This window comes from Sphingomonas alba, from assembly GCF_023516555.1.
Classification (GTDB): domain Bacteria; phylum Pseudomonadota; class Alphaproteobacteria; order Sphingomonadales; family Sphingomonadaceae; genus Sphingomicrobium; species Sphingomicrobium album.
The window spans coordinates 219,709-235,849 of sequence record NZ_JAMGBD010000001.1; the positions used below are offsets into that span (position 1 = coordinate 219,709).

Below are 16,141 nucleotides of genomic sequence, written 5' to 3' on the forward strand. Positions count from 1 at the left end.
TTGTTGCGTCCGTCCGTCACTCGATTTCGGGGTCGGCGGGCTTGTCGAGTTCCTGCTCGCCCGTCGCCGCGCCGGTATCCGGAGCGAGTTCGTCGCCGCCCTCGATCTCGATCTCCTCTTCCTCGCTCTCGTCGATCTTGGCGACGCTGACCACATGCTCGTTGTCGGCGACGCGGAAGATCGTCACCCCCTGTGTGTTGCGGCCCATGATGCGAATGTCGGCGACGGTCGTGCGGATGATCTTCGCCTGGTCGGTGACCAGCATCAATTGCTCGCCGGGCTTCACCGGGAAGCTGGCAACCACGCCGCCATTGCGTTCGGAGGTGTCGATGTTGGTAATGCCCTGGCCGCCGCGATTGGTGCGGCGATATTCGTAGGTTGAGCTCCTTTTGCCATAGCCGTTCTCGGTAATGGTGAGCAGGAACTGTTCTTTTTCCGCCAGCTCGGCGTAACGGTCCTCCGGCAGCGTGGAGTCGACGTCCTTCTCGCGCCAGGCCGGGCACTTCAGATAGGCCTCGCGCTCTTCCTGCGAGGTGCCGATGCGGCGCAGGATCGACATGGAGATGACTTCGTCGCCGTCCTTGAGCCGGATGCCGCGGACGCCAGTCGACGAGCGGCTCTGGAATTCGCGGACGTCAGTAGACTTGAAGCGGATAGCCTTGCCCTGGCGGGTGGCGAGAAGGACGTCGTCATCCTCGGTCAGTAATTCTACGCCAATCATCCGATCTGTGGGGTCGCCGTCGCCTTCAGCCTCGTCTTCGCTCTCGCTCACGCCGAACTTCATCGCGATCTTGCCGGCGGTGGGGATGTTGGTGAAGGCCGCCATGCTGTTGCGCCGCACGGTGCCATGGGCGGTGGCGAACATGATGTGCAGGCCGCCCCAGGTCTCTTCATCTTCCGGCAGCGGCAGGACGGTCGAAATCGTCTCGCCCTCGCTCAAGGGCAGGAGATTGATCATTGGCCGACCCTTGGCATTCGGTCCGCCCTCGGGAAGGCGCCAGACCTTCATGCGATAGACGCGGCCGAGGTTGGAGAAGAACAGCACCGGATTGTGCGTCGAGGTGACGAACAGCTCTGTGACGGCATCCTCGTCCTTCGTGGACATGCCCGAGCGGCCCTTGCCACCGCGCTTCTGCTCGCGGAACAAGGCTAGCGGGGTGCGTTTGATGTAGCCGGTGAGGGTCACGGTCACGACCATGTCCTCGCGCTCGATCAGGTCCTCATCTTCGATGCCGTCGGCGGCAGCGCCGATTTCGGTCACTCGCGGCGTTGAGAAGTCGGCATCGACCTCGTCGAACTCCTCACGCATCACTTCATAGAGGCGCACGCGATTACCAAGGATTTCAAGCAATTCACCGATGTTCTTGGCAAGGCCTTCGAGCTCGTTACCGATCTCGTCGCGGCCGAGCGCCGTCAGGCGATGGAGGCGAAGCTCTAGGATTGCTTTCACCTGCGCTTCGGACAGGCGGTAGGCCGCGCCGGCCTTTTGCGGTTCGACGGCCTCGACCAGCTGGATGTAGGGGCGGATTTGCTCGCCCGGCCATTCGCGGGCCAGCAGCTTCTCGCGGGCCTCGGCGGGACTGGACGATCCGCGGATCAACTTCACGACCTCGTCGAGATTGGTGACCGCCACGACCAGGCCCAGCAAGATGTGGGCGCGCTCGCGGGCCTTCAAAAGCTCGAACTTGGTGCGGCGGGTGATGACCTCTTCGCGGAACTTGACAAAGCTCTCGATGATATCTCGCAGCGTCAGCGTTTCCGGCCGTCCGCCGCGGATGGCGAGCATGTTGGCAGAGAATGACCCCTGCGCTGGCGTGTGCCGCCAGAGCTGGTTCAGCACGACCTCCGGAGTGGCATCGCGCTTCAGGTCGATGACGATGCGGACGCCTTCGCGGTTGGATTCGTCGCGGATGTCGGAAATGCCCTCGACGCGCTTGTCCTTGGCGGCTTCGGCGATCTTCTCGACCAGCGCGTTCTTGCCCTGCTGGTAAGGGATTTCGGTCAGGACGATCGAGCGGCGGTCGTTGCGGCCTTCCTCGACGTGATGGCGCGATCGGAGCAGGATCGAGCCGCGGCCAGTCGTGTAGGCGCTGCGGAGACCCGTCTGACCGAGGATGATGGCTCCGGTCGGGAAGTCGGGGCCTTTCACATGCTCCATCAGGCCTTCGGTGGTGATCGCCGGATCGTCGAGGAAGGCGCGGCATGCGGCCAGCACTTCGCCGAGGTTATGCGGCGGGATGTTGGTTGCCATGCCGACGGCGATGCCGCCGGCGCCGTTGACAAGCAGGTTCGGGAAGCGGGCAGGAAGGACCTGCGGTTCGCTCTCCGACGCGTCGTAATTCGGCTGGAAGTTGACGGTGTCCTTGTCGATGTCGCCGAGCAGGAAGTTGGCGACCTTGGCGAGGCGGGCTTCCGTGTAACGCATGGCCGCGGGCGGATCCGGGTCCATAGAGCCGAAATTGCCCTGGCCGTCGATCAACGGCACGCGCATCGACCAGCTCTGGGTCATCCGGGCGAGGGCGTCGTAAATCGCGCTGTCGCCGTGCGGGTGATACTTACCCATGACGTCACCGACGATGCGGCTCGATTTGCGGTAAGGCCGTCCGGCGACATAACCGGCTTCCTGGCAGGCATGGAGAATGCGGCGGTGAACGGGCTTCAGGCCGTCGCGCACGTCCGGCAGCGCGCGGCTGACGATGACGCTCATCGCATAGTCGAGGTATGAGGTCTTCATCTCATCGACGATGGAGATGGGGGCGATGTCGCTTCCGCCGGACGGCGGTTGTTGATCGTCAGTCGGACGGTCGTCGACGGGGGGCGTCGTGGCCAAGGTTGTTCCTGCTCTTTTGGTGACAATTGGACGCGCGGGATCGGCTGACCGCCCCCGCGAATCCGGCCTAGCCGATTGCAGGACGGAGCGCCACCCCGCGTGCGTGCACGCGCGTGCGCGAGAGTTTTAAGCTAAGTCATTGGTTCAATTGGGGTTAAGGCGACTTTATCCAATATCGTTGGCACTCGCGCACAACGGGTCTATGCCCCGCGCGCATTCCTTAGCATTGCATGAGAAGCCCTTTGGGGCGGGAGAGGAAAGAGATGAGGATTTCCACCTACGCACTGGCGAGCGCGCTCGCTGCTTTGACCCTGGCTGCCCCTGCAACGGCACAGCGAGTGGAGCAGAGCAAGAATACGCAGACCTCGATCCGCGGCCAGTCTGGCGGCGCCGCCAGCAAGAGCGAGGAGAAAGCCGAGGAGCAGCAAAGCGCCGACAAGCTCAGCACCGGCCGCAAGCTGGACATCTCCAAGAAGGCGCGGCCCGCGATCATTGAGTTGCAGAACGCCGTCATTGCCAATGACACGGCGAACATCCCGGCGAAGCTCGCCGCGGCCCAGGCTGTCGCCCAATCCGCCGATGACAAGTACGCGATCGCCATCAATCAGATCAAAGCTGCCACCAACGCCAATGATTTAGCGGGCATGAAGGCCGGGATCGACGCGCTGAAGGCGTCAAGTGGCGCCGAACCGGCTGATCTGGCTTCGCGCTACAACAATCTCGGCAAGCGTTACTACGATGCCAAGCAACTGGATCCGGCTGTTGCCGCATTCGAATCGACGCTGGCGGTGGACGCCAACAATTCGGACGCGCTAAAAATGCTCGCCAGTGTCCGCAACGACCAAGGCCGGCCCGCCGATGCCGCGTCGCTGATGGGCAAGAGCCTGGCCGCCATGAAGGCGGCAGGCCACAAGCCGAGCGAGAACGACTACAAATTCGCGGCGAAGGTGGCATTTGCCTCCAAGTCGCCAGCGTCTGACGACATTACGCGTGGCCTGCTGACCGACTATCCGACACAGGGCAACTGGCGGACGGTGCTGGGGATCTACCGCGATGCCAACCGCCTGCAGGGCGATTCCAAGGTGGACGTCCTGCGCCTGGCCAGTGCCGCCAATGCGCTGCAGGGCGACGGCGACTATTTCGCTTACGTCAATGAGTTGGTGATGCTCGGATATCTCAACGAAGCCAAGACGGTCGTCGACCAGGCCAGTGCTGCCAAGGCGATCGACCCCAACAAGCAGGTGTTCAAGCAGTTTGCGGCCAAGCTCGCGACGGCGCCTTCGCGTGCGACGATCGACTCGGTCGCCAAGACAGCACTTGCCGGCCCGCCCCAGAAGGCGATGGATGCCGGAAACGCCCTCTACGGCGTTGGCGCCTATGCCGAGGCGGCTCCCTACTACAAGGCGGTTGCGGCCAAGGGGGGCGCCGCGGCAAACGAGGCCAACCTTCGCCTGGGCATGGCGCTCGCGCGTTCGGGCGACAAGGTCGGCGCGGCGGCGGCGCTGAATGCCGTTACGGGGTCGCAAGCCGGCATCGCCAAGTTCTGGCTAATCTGGCTGAACTCACAAGGGTAAGTAGTTGTAATTCTGAAATATCATCAGGGCGTCGGAGCATTTCCGGCGCCCTTTCTTTGAAACCGCTGCTGTGTCCCAAAGCAGGACGGTTAACGCTCGGGCGCTATCGCGCGCGTGGGGTCTGGATACAGGCTCAGCCAAATTTCTGGCGGGAGTAGTTCCACTAGTGCGTTTCGACGATCGCTTGGCCACGGTGCTAGCGCAGCCGGTGGAATCCGCGCGCGACCGCGCGATCCGGTGGCGGCAGCTCGTCGACCTCGTCGCCCGATCCGGCGGCGATGGCGATCCTTTTGTCCTGGGCAAGGCTATCGATGCCATCCGCGAGGACGGCCCTGAAGTCGGGGAACAGGTCCGGGCGGCGACGGCGCGCGCGATCGCTGGCAAGCCGGTCCCGCTCGGACTGCTAGAGGTATTTGCCGGCGACAGGCTGGCGATTGCGGCACCCCTGTTGGCCGCGGCCCAGCTGGATCCGGCCAGCGTCCAGGCTCTTCACTCCGTGGCGTCCGACGAGGTGAAGCCTTTCCTGGCATCTTTGGCGCCGCCCCTCGCTGACACGGCGCCCACAACACTGCGCCCCCAAGCGGAAACGCCTGCTGAACCTGCTCATCAGCCGGCAAAGGCCGAACCGGTGCCCTCCATCAGCGATGTGGTGGCGAGGATCGAGCGGTTGCGCTCGAGCCGCGAACGTGGCGAGCGGCCCCCTGCCGCCGTCGCCGGTCCGCCGATGTCGTCACCCTCGCTATTCCGGTGGGAATGCGGACCGAGCGGCGAGATCGACTGGGTGGAAGGCGCACCGCGCGGAGCCATGGTAGGCCGATCGATTGCCGCTGCCGATATCGAAGAGGGGGTCGACGATTGCGTTGAGCGAGCGTTCGAAGTTCGTGCGCCGTTTCGCGATTGCGTATTGGAGCTTGGCGACGAGGGGCCGCTGGCTGGCCATTGGATCATCAGCGGTGTGCCGGCTTTCAATCCGAGCGATGGGAGGTTCATCGGATATCGCGGCGTCGCCCGGCGCGACGAGGTTGAGGAAGAAGGACCCGTCGAGGCTGCCGCCAAGGCCGCGACCGTGGGGCCGGTCGACCATGATTCCCTGCGCGAAATGATCCACGAAATCAAAACGCCCCTGAATGCCATCATCGGCTTCGCGGAAATCATCGATGGCCAGTATTTCGGGCCAGCCCACAGCCGTTACCGCGAACGTGCCGCAGAGATTGTCGCAAATGCCCGCTCGTTGCTCGAGGCGGCGGAAGACCTGGACTTCGCGGCCCGGCTGCAGTCGGCCCGGGCAAGGCCAGGCGAAGGCACGGAAATGAGTGCATTCCTGCCGGCATTTGCAGAGACGCTGCAGGCGCGGGCGGCCCGTCATGGCGTGGCCATCGACATGAACGCGGCGTTGGGCCTCGGGCGCAGCGCCCTGGACCCTGAGTTGATGGAGCGGCTCCTGCGTCGATTTACCGATGCGGTGCTGAGCGCCACGGCGAGTGGGGAGCAATTGAAGCTGAATGTCAGGCCGGCCGGCAAGGCTTTGGCCTTCGACATCACCCGGCCGGGCGCGACAATGATGGCGGGCAAAGAGGAGCTGCTCGACCCGGAGTTCACGATTGGCGATGCCGACCGGGCGCTGCTCGGCCTCGGCTTCTCGCTGCGACTGGTGAACGGCCTTGTTGGAATTGCCGGCGGCTCACTGGAGATCGGCGAGAGCCAGTTCACGCTCAGCGTGCCGCTGGCGAAAGCCTGATTGGCCGGACGGGATTGGTGGGCCCGGCAGGACTCGAACCTACAACCAAGCCGTTATGAGCGGCCAGCTCTACCATTGAGCTACAGGCCCCACCAACCTGGCCAAGCCGTCACGGAGTAAATCCGTGACGTCGATCGACACCGCATCGCGGGTCGTCGGCCGGCTTTCGCCTTTTCTGGCGCAAGCATTGGATTGTTCCAATCCATGCGCTTGCGCTTCGGGCTCAAGCAATGGTCGGGGAGACAGGATTCGAACCTGCGACCCTCTGCTCCCAAAGCAGATGCGCTACCAGGCTGCGCTACTCCCCGACGACGGCGCCTCTAACAGCGCCCGCCGGGGGCGCAAACTCAATTCGAGTTGGCCGTCTTGTTATTGTCGGCTTTGTTCGTGTCGACGTTGACGTCCACGTCGACATTCTTGACCTTGTCGGCCGCGTCGCTGGCGCTGTTCGAGATTGCGGCGCCAGCATCCTTCGCGCCATTGACGACATCGGCGGCGGCATTCTCGGCGACATCCTGGTTGTACTGGACCGTCAACTGGTTGTTGCCCTTGTCCTCGGTCACCTGGCAGGCGCCGAGCGCAACAATCGGAAGCAAATAGAGCATGCGCATGGAAATTCTCCCTTTCGGAGAGCCTAACGCCGCTTGCCCCGCGATGGTTTCGGTACCGGTTCAATACCACCGGACAGGACGGCTAAAGTCGCCGTCCAGGCAGCAACATTCTGTCGCAGCTGGGCGGGATCGATCTTGTCGAGAGTATCGTTCGACGTGTGGTGCAGGTCGAAATAGCGCGTGCCGTCCTGACTGAGCCCAATGGCCGGCTGCCCGTCCTCGATCATCGGTCCGATGTCGCTGCCGTCGGCTGCGTCGAACTTGCCGGTGACGACGCCGAGAGGCGCCAGGGCCGCGCCGATCATCCGCGCCTCGTCCTTGCGGGCATCGCCGAGTTTGCTGTCTACCTTGTAAATCTTGTCGGCGCCGAAGTCGCTTTCCAGCATCGCGTAATGGGGCAGCTTGCCATAGCGCTTGCGATAATCCTCACCGCCGAACAGGCCGATCTCTTCCGACCCAAACCAAACGATCCGGATTGTGCGGAGGGGTTGGCCGGCGTCCATGATTCGCTTGGCGGCAGCGGTCGCGATCGCGACACCGCTGGCGTCGTCGATGGCGCCGGTGCCCATGTCCCAGCTGTCCAGATGCCCTCCGACGAGGATCGGCGGCAGCGACGGGTCGCGACCGGGAACCTCGGCGATTACGTTTCCTGAAGTGCCCTCGAACGGGGTGCTTTCGAGCACCAAGCGCATCGACACTGGCTTGCCGCGCTTCAGGATGCGCACGAGTTGCTCCGCGTCGGGAACGCTGAGCGCGCCGGCGGGAATGGCCTTGGCGCCATTGGCGAAGGACATCACGCCGGTATGTGGCGTGCGATTATGGTCGGTGCCGATCGACCGTATCACGAGACCTACGGCGCCTTTTAAGCTGGCGACGGTCGGCCCCTGGCGACGTGGGGCGCCGAACTGGCCGTAGCCGGAGCCGTCCTGATTTGCAGGCATGTGGTGGTCGATAAAAACGATCTTGCCGCGCACCGCCGAATCCGGCGCCAGACGCAAAGCATCGACGCTGTCGAACCCGACGACATCGGCGGTGATGCCGGTCGGGCCGGTTGAGGCGCTGTTGCCGAGCGCATTGACCACGAGTTTCTGAGGGAAGGGCGCCAGAATCTCCGCGGACTCCAGGCCTCGCACCTGGTTCTGGACCGGAAATTCCTCAACGCGAACATTGGCGAACCCCAATTGCCTGAGCTTGGCGGCAGCCCAGACGCGAGCGCGCGCCTCAGCCTCGGTACCGGCCTTGCGCTGGCCGACCTCGGTGGTCAGGCCTTCGGTGATGTCCCAGGCGTAATCGTCGTTCAGCGCGGCATCGCGGAGCGCGACGACCTTCGGATCGACCGCGATCGGTGGCGGCGGGGCATTTTGGGCGAGGAGGGGAAGGGGAGCGGCGGCAGCGAACAGGAACGCAACGACGAGCTTTTTCATGGGCACCACCTAACCGTCAGTTTGGCGCCTGTCATCGGTCAGTTCGACGAACAGTCAAAACAGCCGCATTTGTGCGCCCTCGGGCGGCGTGAACAGGTCGCGGCGAAGCGGGAATCTGGTCTGTCTCAGGCCGTAACGCTTAACCGCCTTTTCAAAACGGGTGCGCAGCAGGTCGGCCCAAGGGCCCTGGCCGCGCATCCTGGAGAAGAAATTGGGATCATTGTCGCGGCCGCCGCGGAGCGATTGGATCGTCGCCATGACTTTGGCGGCACGGTCCGGAAAATGCTCGTCCAGCCAAGCCCGGAAGAGCGGTGCGACCTCGTGCGGCAGGCGCACGGGCAAATAGAAGGCGCCGGCCGCCTTCGCTTCGACGGCAGCCTCCACGATATGCTCAAGTTCATGGTCGGTGATCTGCGGGACCACCGGCGCAATGGCGACATGACAGGGCACGCCGGCCTCATTGAGCAGCCGGATCGCTTCGATCCTTTTGCGGCCTGAGGGCGCGCGCGGCTCCATCGTCCGGGATATCTTTGGGTCGAGCGAAGTCACCGAAATGGCGACCGAGGCGATGCCAAGCTTCGCCGCTGGGACAAGCAGGTCCAGCTCGCGAAGGACACGGTTCGATTTGGTGGTGATCGTGAAGGGGTGGCGCGTTTCCAGCAGCACCTCGATCACCGACCGCGTCACCTGCCAGGTCTCCTCGATCGGCTGATAGGGATCGGTGTTCGTTCCCATGGCGATCGGCGCGCATTCATAGCCGGGTCGTGATAAGGCACTGTGCAGGAGCTTGGCGGCGTCCGGCTTGACGAAAAGCCGACTCTCGAAATCCACGCCCGGCGACAGGTCATGATAGGCGTGGGTCGGTCGCGCGAAGCAGTAGATGCAGCCATGCTCGCAGCCGCGATAGGCGTTGATCGAGCGATCGAAGCCAATGTCCGGTGAGCTGTTACGCGTCAGGATGGACTTGGGCTTTTCGATAGTGACGGAGGTTCGCCGCGAGGAAACGCCGTCCAGAGCCTCGACCTGGTCTAGCCAATCACCTTCCGCCATCCGCTCTTGAAGGTTGAAGCGAGTCGGCGTTGCATTGCGCGTCGCCCCGCGCCCGTGGATCGACTCGACCGGCATGAGCGCATGATGCGCTCACGACAAGAACAAAACAAGAACGATTAGCGTGCTTGGTCTAAAATAAGATGACCAGAAGGATGATTAGAAGGATCAGTCCGCCAATGCCAATATACATCACAGCCTCCTCAACCCCGTTCGGATCACGAACCCGCGGTGATGGCGAGCGTTCCGTCCGTTTCGGAGACGTAAGGCTCTAGCGCGCCTTGGTTGGGAAGGTGGGCCACTGGTGCTCGGCCATCGCCTTCAGGCTCGGCTGCTGCGTTCCCTCTAGCTCCTGATAGACCCACAGGTTCCGCATGATCGCAGGGACGTAGTAACGCGTTTCCCAATAGGGCAGGCTCTCGATCCACAGCAGGGGGTCGCCCTTGGCGTTGATATAGTTCCAACGAGCGACCGGCAGAGGCCCCGCATTGTAAGCGGCAATGACCTTGAGGAGCTGACCCTGCGTTTCCGGCTTGGAGCGCATGAGCTCGATGAAGCTTTGGCCAAACTCCAGGTTCGTTGGCGGATGGGTCAGATCGCCAACAGCCGTTCCGCGGGAGCGGGCGAAATCGCCTGCGGTGCCGGGGCGGACCTGCATCAAGCCGACGGCGCCGGCCGGACTGACCGCGCCGCGGCGGAAGTCGCTTTCCTGCCGGGTGTGCGCATAGGCGAGCGCAGGATCGATCCGCCAGCCGGTGGCGGGCTGCCAGCGGGGCAGCGGAAAGCGAGCCTCTCCAGGCACGCGCGTCCCTGCCGGGCCGTTATGGGCGAGGAAATATTGGACGCCCGAGAAGTCGATCCGTTGTGCCAGCGCGATCAAGGCGAGGTGATCCGAAGTCGGGCCTATGGCGGCCTGATGGCGGATCATGTCCTCGGCCAAACGATATTCGCCGATCTCGGCCAGCTTCAGGGCTCGGCGCACATTTGGCAGGCTCTCGACGCGTCCGGGGGCCGGTAATTGCCCACCAAGGCCCTTGTCCATGCCAAGCGTCTCGCGGGCCAGGAGGCCGTAGAAACTCTCTGGTGAGCGCGAAGCGGCGCGGAGCAGCGGCTCCACGGCCTGCGGCCTGCGGCAGGCCTGCTCGGAACGCGCGGCCCAATAGGCACCGGCGGCTGCCAGCTCCGTCTCGGCGCGGCCATAAGCGACCGAGCGGAAATGCCGTGAGGCGGCTTCGCAATCGTTCATCCGCCAGGAGGCGAGACCGGCGATCCAATTCGCCTGGGTCACCCAATCGCCCGCGCCATCGCTGGCGGTTTCGGCGATTCGGCGGGCGTCGGCGTCGCGGCCCACGACGTAGTAGATCCAGGCGACGCGTTGCGCGGCCTCGGCGCGCCCTTCCGGCGTCAGGGTCGGCAGCGCTTGCTGGTACAGGGCTTCGGCCTCGTCAGGAGAATCGGTCTTCACCAGCGGATCGAGCGCCAGCCGCAAGGCATCGGCCGCCGGATCTCCTTGGACCGGCTGGGAACGATGTCGGCGAGGGGCGCTGGCCAGCGGTACCATGCGGCGCTCGGCGGGGACCGTGGGCAATAAAGTGATGTCGGCGCCGCGAGTCTGCGCGAGGCGCAAAAGTTGGGCGGATTTGGGCAGTTCGGGTGCCTCGGTAACCAACGCGATCAGCGAAGGCAGGTCGACCTTGGGCGAATTTGCAGCTGTGTAAAGTTCGGCCTTGGCGACCGCCTTCAGGCCGTCATCGGGAAGCGTGGCAATGCCGGCCTGGGCGCCGGGCCAATCGCCATTGCGGATTGCAGCGAACACCCCCCGCCAATCCTTCGGGACGACGACAGGCTTGATGACGGGCGTTGCGGGCTGGGCGGGCACTGTGACGGGTGCGGCGTCTGGTTCCGGCGGGGCGGTATCTTCGGTTTCCGGCGGGAGGGGCGACAGAGGATCGTCCTGGCCAAGAGCGGGGGATGCGATCGCCGCGAGCAAGAGTGCGGCCGCAGTCAAACGGATCAAACGTCATCCTCCATCAACAACAGCAAATCGGCCCATGCTTTCGATTTATGGTTCGGTTGTTGCAAGAGCATGCGCGGGTGGAAGGTGGCGATCGTGCGAACGCCGTCCACCTTGTGTGCCCGGCCCCGGGCAGAGACCATTTTCTCACCCAACAGGGCACGGCAAGGGCCGTCGCCGAACAAGAGCAAGTGCTTGGGCCTGGCGAGGGCGATGTGTTTGCGGGCGAGCTCACCGCAAGCCGCGAGGTCGGTTTCGCTCACTCGGCCTGTCGCGGACGCAAAGCAGGAGAGGGACGCGCTATAAGCGTCTTCGGGCTCGATACCGATCGCCCTCAACATCTTGATCGTCAGCGTCCAGGCCTCGCCTCCGATCGGTTGGCCGCTGGCCAAGTCCTCCAGTGCCGGCGCGTCGCTGAGCAGCATGACCGCCGCGTTTTCCGGTCCGTGCGGGAGAATGCGATTCGCGCTTGCCGCCGCGAGCGGCGCCTGGAGGCTGCTGGACAGCCAATTGCGCAGGTCGCCAAGCGTTTCGTGACTCGGCTCGGCGACATTAGCTGTTCGCGCTGGCTCTGTCGTCGGCGTCTCGGCCGGTTTCAGCCAGTCGCGCGCCTCTTCCTGCACGGCGACATCGACTCCGGCCTCAACCCACCATTCCAGCAGGCCGGCCAGCTCGCGCGCCGTGAAATCCCTCTCCCCGTCCATTGCCCTACCTTCGTCGAAGGTTGACGGAGCGGTCAAGGAATTGGCACTGCTGTCACCGGTGAAACGCTCCGCGGGAGCGACAGAAGGGCCGGCTGATGAGCGACCGCGAGTCCATGGAATATGATGTCGTGGTTGTCGGCGCGGGGCCAGCCGGGCTGGCGACGGCCATCCGACTGAAGCAATTGGCCGCCGAGAAGGGCAGCGATGTTTCCGTCTGCATCCTCGAAAAGGGCAGCGAGGTTGGCGCGCATATCCTTTCGGGCGCCGTTATTGACCCGAAGGGGCTGACCGAGCTCATCCCGGACTGGAAGGACAAGGGCGCGCCGGTCGGCGTCGCCGTGAGCGACAACCAGCACTGGTTCCTGTCCGCCCACCGCAAATGGTCTTTGCCGCATTGGGCGATGCCGCCGTTCCTGTCGAACGAAGGCAATTACACGTGCAGCCTCGGCAACCTGACGCGCTGGCTCGCAAGCCAGGCGGAGGAATTGGGTGTCGAAATTTTCCCCGGCTTCCCGGCGGCCGAGATTCTCTACAACGACGATGGCTCAGTGAAGGGCGTCGCAACCGGGGACATGGGCATTGCCCGCGATGGCACGCATCGCGGCGATTACCAGCCGGGCATGGAACTGCACGCCAAATATACCGTCTTCGGCGAGGGCGCGCGCGGACATTTGACCAAGCGGCTCACCGAGCTGTTCAATCTTCGCAAGGATTCCGGGCCCCAGGTTTACGGGCTTGGTATCAAGGAATTGTGGGACGTTCCTGCCGAGCAGCACGAGCCCGGTAAGGTCGTTCATACTCAGGGTTGGCCGCTTGACGACGCCTGGGGTGGGGGGTTTCTCTACCACCAGGAGAATGGCCAGGTCGCCTTGGGCTTCGTCGTCGCGCTCGACTACAAGAACCCCTACCTGTCTCCGTTTGAGGAATTCCAGCGCTGGAAGACCCATCCCTCGATCCGGGCGGAGGTCGAGGGCGGCAAGCGTGTCTCTTACGGCGCCCGCGCTATTAACGAGGGCGGCTGGCAGTCCATCCCCAAGCTGGCATTCCCGGGCGGCGTGCTGGTCGGTTGCGCAGCCGGGTTCGTTAACGTGCCGCGTATCAAGGGCAGCCACACTGCGATCAAGTCGGGCATGCTGGCAGCCGAAGCGCTCTACCAAGCGATCGGCGGCGGGCGTCGCAATGACGTAGTCGAGAGCTATGAACCTGCGTTGCGCTCAAGCTGGATCGCCAAGGAGCTAAAGTCGGTCCGCAACGCACAGCCAGCGGTCGCGAAGTGGGGATCGACCGTCGGCACAGTCTATGCGGGCATCGACATGTGGATGAATTTCTTCCGCATTGGCTTGCCTTGGACTCTGAAGCACCATGCCGACCATACGAGCATCCGTCGCAAGGATCAGACTGCGCCGATTGTCTATCCCAAGGCCGACGGCGTCCTGACGTTCGACCGGCTCTCGTCGGTGTTCATTTCGAACACCAATCACGAGGAAGACCAGCCGGTTCATCTGACGCTCAAGGACGCACAGGTACCGATCAGCGTGAACCTCGCGCTCTACGACGCGCCCGAGCAGCGTTATTGCCCGGCAGGCGTCTATGAGATTGTCGAGGAAAGCGGAGCGCCGCGCCTTCAAATCAACGCCCAGAATTGCGTCCATTGTAAAACCTGCGACATCAAGGACCCCACCCAGAACATCAACTGGGTGACACCGGAAGGCGGAGGAGGCCCCAATTACCCGAACATGTAGGATGAAGGCCGCCCTGCTCGCTGGCTTTGCCGCGTTTTCCGCGCCGGTTTCGGCCTCTGTTCCGGGATCCAGCGCCGACCAGCTTTCCACCTATGTGACCGCGCGAGCGGCCGATGCGCTCGGAGATCCGGCAAAGGCGGCCGTCCTATACGCCAACTTATCACGCGAACGCCCTGACGACATGAGCATCCGGCGCCGAGCGGTCATCGGCGCGATCGCCGCTGGCGATACGAAATTGGCGCTGGACCTGTCGCGCGGCATGCCGATTGCCAACACGCCGCTCGACCTTCGCATGCTGATGGTCGCGAACGAGCTACGCGCGGGGCACAACAAGGAAGCGATCGACATCCTGCGCACCAAACAGGGTCTGATCGACTCCAGTTTCCTGGCGCCCTTTGTCGAGGCCTGGGCGCTGGCCGAAAAGCGCAACGCAAAGGCAATCGACGCACTGGCACCGGTCCAGGAAGGAAGCGCGCTTGCTTCCCAGCTGAATGAACAGAAGGCGCTCATCCTGCTGAAGCTGAAGCGACCTGCGGAGGCCCTGCCTTTGGCTCAATCGGCGCTCGAATCCGCCGGCGGCAGGGCAGATCGATTGCGCCTGGCATTTGCCGACGGTTTCCTTGCTGCTGGCGATCGCAACAATGCGCTGTCGATGTTGCCGGACGAAAGCCCCGCCTTGACCGAAGGGCGCGCTCGGATCGCAGCGGGCGAATCGACGGGCCTTGCCATCGACAATGCCCAGAAAGGCTTTGGCGAATTGATGATCGGCCTGTCGCTGGCGCTCGGTCGAATGCAGGACAAGGGCTTGCCAATCGCCTTCGCGCAGGTCGCGCGTTACGCCAACCCTTCGAACAGCGCCGGCGCGATCCTCTTGGCGCTACTGCTTGAGGACGACGACCGCCCCACGGACGCGCTCGATATCCTCTACAAGATTCCGCCGGGCGATCCCTTCGCCAACCAGGCGGAAGACGCCGAAATCCGCATGCTGATCGATTCCAACCGGCAACAGGAGGCGTTGCGACGGGCGCAGGAGATCATCGCATCCAATCCGGGCCCCGATGCCTATGCGCGCCTTGGTGTCGTCCATATCGAGATGAAGAATTATGCAGCCGCGGCGGACGCGTACGGCCGGGCGCTTCAGCTCTCGGCCAATGCACCCAGTTCAGACGAGCCGTGGACGCTCCGCCTCTATCGAGCCAGCGCACTCGAAGATGCCGGGCGTTGGGAAGAGGCAAAGTCGGAGCTGGCGCTGGCGCTCAAGGACAAGCCGGACAACCCGCTGCTTCTCAACTTCCTCGGTTACGGCAAGCTGGAGCGGGGCGAGGACATGGAGGCGGCGGAGGCCATGGTGCGCAAGGCCAGCGCGCTTCGTCCGGACGACGCGTCGATCACGGATTCGCTCGGCTGGGCGGAGTTCAAGCGCGGCAAGGTGTCGGAGGCGATTGCGACGCTGCAGCGCGCCGCTGAAGCCGACCCCGGCCAGGCGGAGATCCAGGAGCATCTGGGTGACGCCCTTTATTCCGCAGGCCGCCGATACGAGGCGAGCTTCGCCTGGCGAGCGGCGATGGCCAATGCCGAGGACGAGGACAAGAGCAGGCTTCAATCCAAGATCGATTTCGGCGTCGCCACGACGACGGCGGCGCATTGATCTACAGCGAGCCGGCGCCGGCCAAGCTCAACCTCGCTCTGCACGTTCGCGGAAAACTCCCGGATGGTCGGCACCGTCTGGAGACGGTCTTCGCATTCTGCACTGACGGCGACCTGGTTGCGGCGGAAGAGGCCGATGGGCTTTCGCTGTCGAGCTCCGGGCCTTTCGCTCCGGGACTTTCGACAGGGGAAGATAATCTGGTTCTTCGAGCTGCCGCGCTGCTTCAGAAGGCTGCCGGTACAGATCAGGGCGCCACCCTGTCGCTGCAAAAGAACTTGCCGGTGGCCTCAGGCATCGGTGGCGGATCTGCCGATGCGGCCGCCGCGCTGCGACTGCTCACGAGGCTGTGGAAGATCGATCCGGCACATGCCGCCGCCGTTGCGCCCGAACTCGGTAGCGACGTACCGGCTTGCCTGCTGAGCATGAGTGCCCGTGGCGTGGGGGCGGGGGACGAGCTTGAGCTCTTAAATGATCCAGGGGTTTCCGGAACGGCGGTTCTGCTGGTCAATCCACTGGCGCCGCTCTCGACTGGAGAGGTCTTCGCGCATTGGGACGGAGAGGATCGCGGTCCGCTCGATGATTGGCGCGAAGGCCGCAACGATCTGGAGAGCCCTGCGGTAGGCCTTGTTTCTGAGATTGGCGAAGTGTTGAGTTGGCTGAAAGCGCGGCCCGGCGCCGCTTTCGTTCGGATGTCGGGCTCCGGCGCGACGTGCTTTGCCTTTTTTGATGACGAGAGCACGCGCGATGAGGCCGCACGCGCGGTGCCGGAGAGTTGGTGGCATCTGGCGACCTACTTGCGCTAGGGGATC

Annotated in this window: 11 protein-coding genes and 2 tRNA genes; 5 read left to right on the forward strand and 8 right to left on the reverse strand. The window is 63.9% G+C overall.

Annotated features, from left to right (window positions below):
• Window positions 1–16: 16 nt before the first annotated feature.
• Window positions 17–2,734: a DNA gyrase subunit A gene (gyrA, locus tag LZ536_RS01135; protein WP_249848518.1), complete on the reverse strand. Its 2,718-nt coding sequence runs from the start codon at window positions 2,732–2,734 to the stop codon at window positions 17–19.
• A 359-nt stretch (window positions 2,735–3,093) separates the two neighbouring features.
• On the opposite strand from gyrA, the gene LZ536_RS01140 reads away from it, so the two are divergent.
• Both LZ536_RS01140 and LZ536_RS13100 read left to right on the forward strand, forming a co-directional pair.
• Window positions 3,094–4,404, forward strand: coding sequence for a tetratricopeptide repeat protein (locus LZ536_RS01140; RefSeq protein ID WP_249846479.1), 1,311 nt, complete (start codon window positions 3,094–3,096; stop codon window positions 4,402–4,404).
• A 166-nt stretch (window positions 4,405–4,570) separates the two neighbouring features.
• A complete protein-coding gene (locus tag LZ536_RS13100) occupies window positions 4,571–6,142 on the forward strand; it encodes a histidine kinase dimerization/phospho-acceptor domain-containing protein (RefSeq protein ID WP_249846480.1) in 1,572 nt (523 codons plus the stop codon).
• Window positions 6,143–6,157: 15 nt separating this feature from the next.
• Here the strand turns inward: LZ536_RS13100 and LZ536_RS01150 are convergent.
• The 7 genes from LZ536_RS01150 to LZ536_RS01180 form a co-directional block, all read right to left on the reverse strand.
• A tRNA-Ile gene (locus tag LZ536_RS01150) sits at window positions 6,158–6,232 on the reverse strand.
• A 141-nt stretch (window positions 6,233–6,373) separates the two neighbouring features.
• A tRNA-Pro gene (locus tag LZ536_RS01155) sits at window positions 6,374–6,450 on the reverse strand.
• Between the two features lie 39 nt (window positions 6,451–6,489).
• Window positions 6,490–6,753, reverse strand: a complete 264-nt coding sequence (locus LZ536_RS01160; protein ID WP_249846481.1) for a hypothetical protein — start codon at window positions 6,751–6,753, stop codon at window positions 6,490–6,492.
• 23 nt (window positions 6,754–6,776) lie between these two features.
• Window positions 6,777–8,177: a M28 family peptidase gene (locus LZ536_RS01165; protein ID WP_249846482.1), complete on the reverse strand. Its 1,401-nt coding sequence runs from the start codon at window positions 8,175–8,177 to the stop codon at window positions 6,777–6,779.
• A 54-nt stretch (window positions 8,178–8,231) separates the two neighbouring features.
• A complete protein-coding gene (locus LZ536_RS01170; RefSeq protein WP_249846483.1) occupies window positions 8,232–9,302 on the reverse strand; it encodes a PA0069 family radical SAM protein in 1,071 nt (356 codons plus the stop codon).
• Window positions 9,303–9,495: 193 nt separating this feature from the next.
• Complete coding sequence (locus LZ536_RS01175) at window positions 9,496–11,241, reverse strand: lytic transglycosylase domain-containing protein (protein WP_249846484.1); 1,746 nt, start codon at window positions 11,239–11,241, stop codon at window positions 9,496–9,498.
• Complete coding sequence (locus LZ536_RS01180; protein WP_249846485.1) at window positions 11,238–11,942, reverse strand: uracil-DNA glycosylase; 705 nt, start codon at window positions 11,940–11,942, stop codon at window positions 11,238–11,240. Before LZ536_RS01180 ends, LZ536_RS01175 begins: the two co-directional genes overlap by 4 nt.
• Window positions 11,943–12,037: 95 nt before the next feature.
• Here LZ536_RS01180 and LZ536_RS01185 point away from each other — a divergent pair, with 95 nt between their 5' ends.
• The 3 genes from LZ536_RS01185 to LZ536_RS01195 are packed head-to-tail and all read left to right on the forward strand — an operon-like array spanning window position 12,038 to window position 16,135.
• Complete coding sequence (locus LZ536_RS01185) at window positions 12,038–13,684, forward strand: electron transfer flavoprotein-ubiquinone oxidoreductase (protein ID WP_249846486.1); 1,647 nt, start codon at window positions 12,038–12,040, stop codon at window positions 13,682–13,684.
• 1 nt (window position 13,685) lies between these two features.
• Window positions 13,686–15,332 carry a tetratricopeptide repeat protein gene (locus tag LZ536_RS01190; RefSeq protein WP_249846487.1) on the forward strand — a complete coding sequence of 549 codons (1,647 nt, stop codon included), beginning with the start codon at window positions 13,686–13,688 and terminating at the stop codon, window positions 15,330–15,332.
• Window positions 15,329–16,135, forward strand: coding sequence for a 4-(cytidine 5'-diphospho)-2-C-methyl-D-erythritol kinase (locus LZ536_RS01195; RefSeq protein WP_283938367.1), 807 nt, complete (start codon window positions 15,329–15,331; stop codon window positions 16,133–16,135). Before LZ536_RS01190 ends, LZ536_RS01195 begins: the two co-directional genes overlap by 4 nt.
• Window positions 16,136–16,141: the final 6 nt, after the last annotated feature.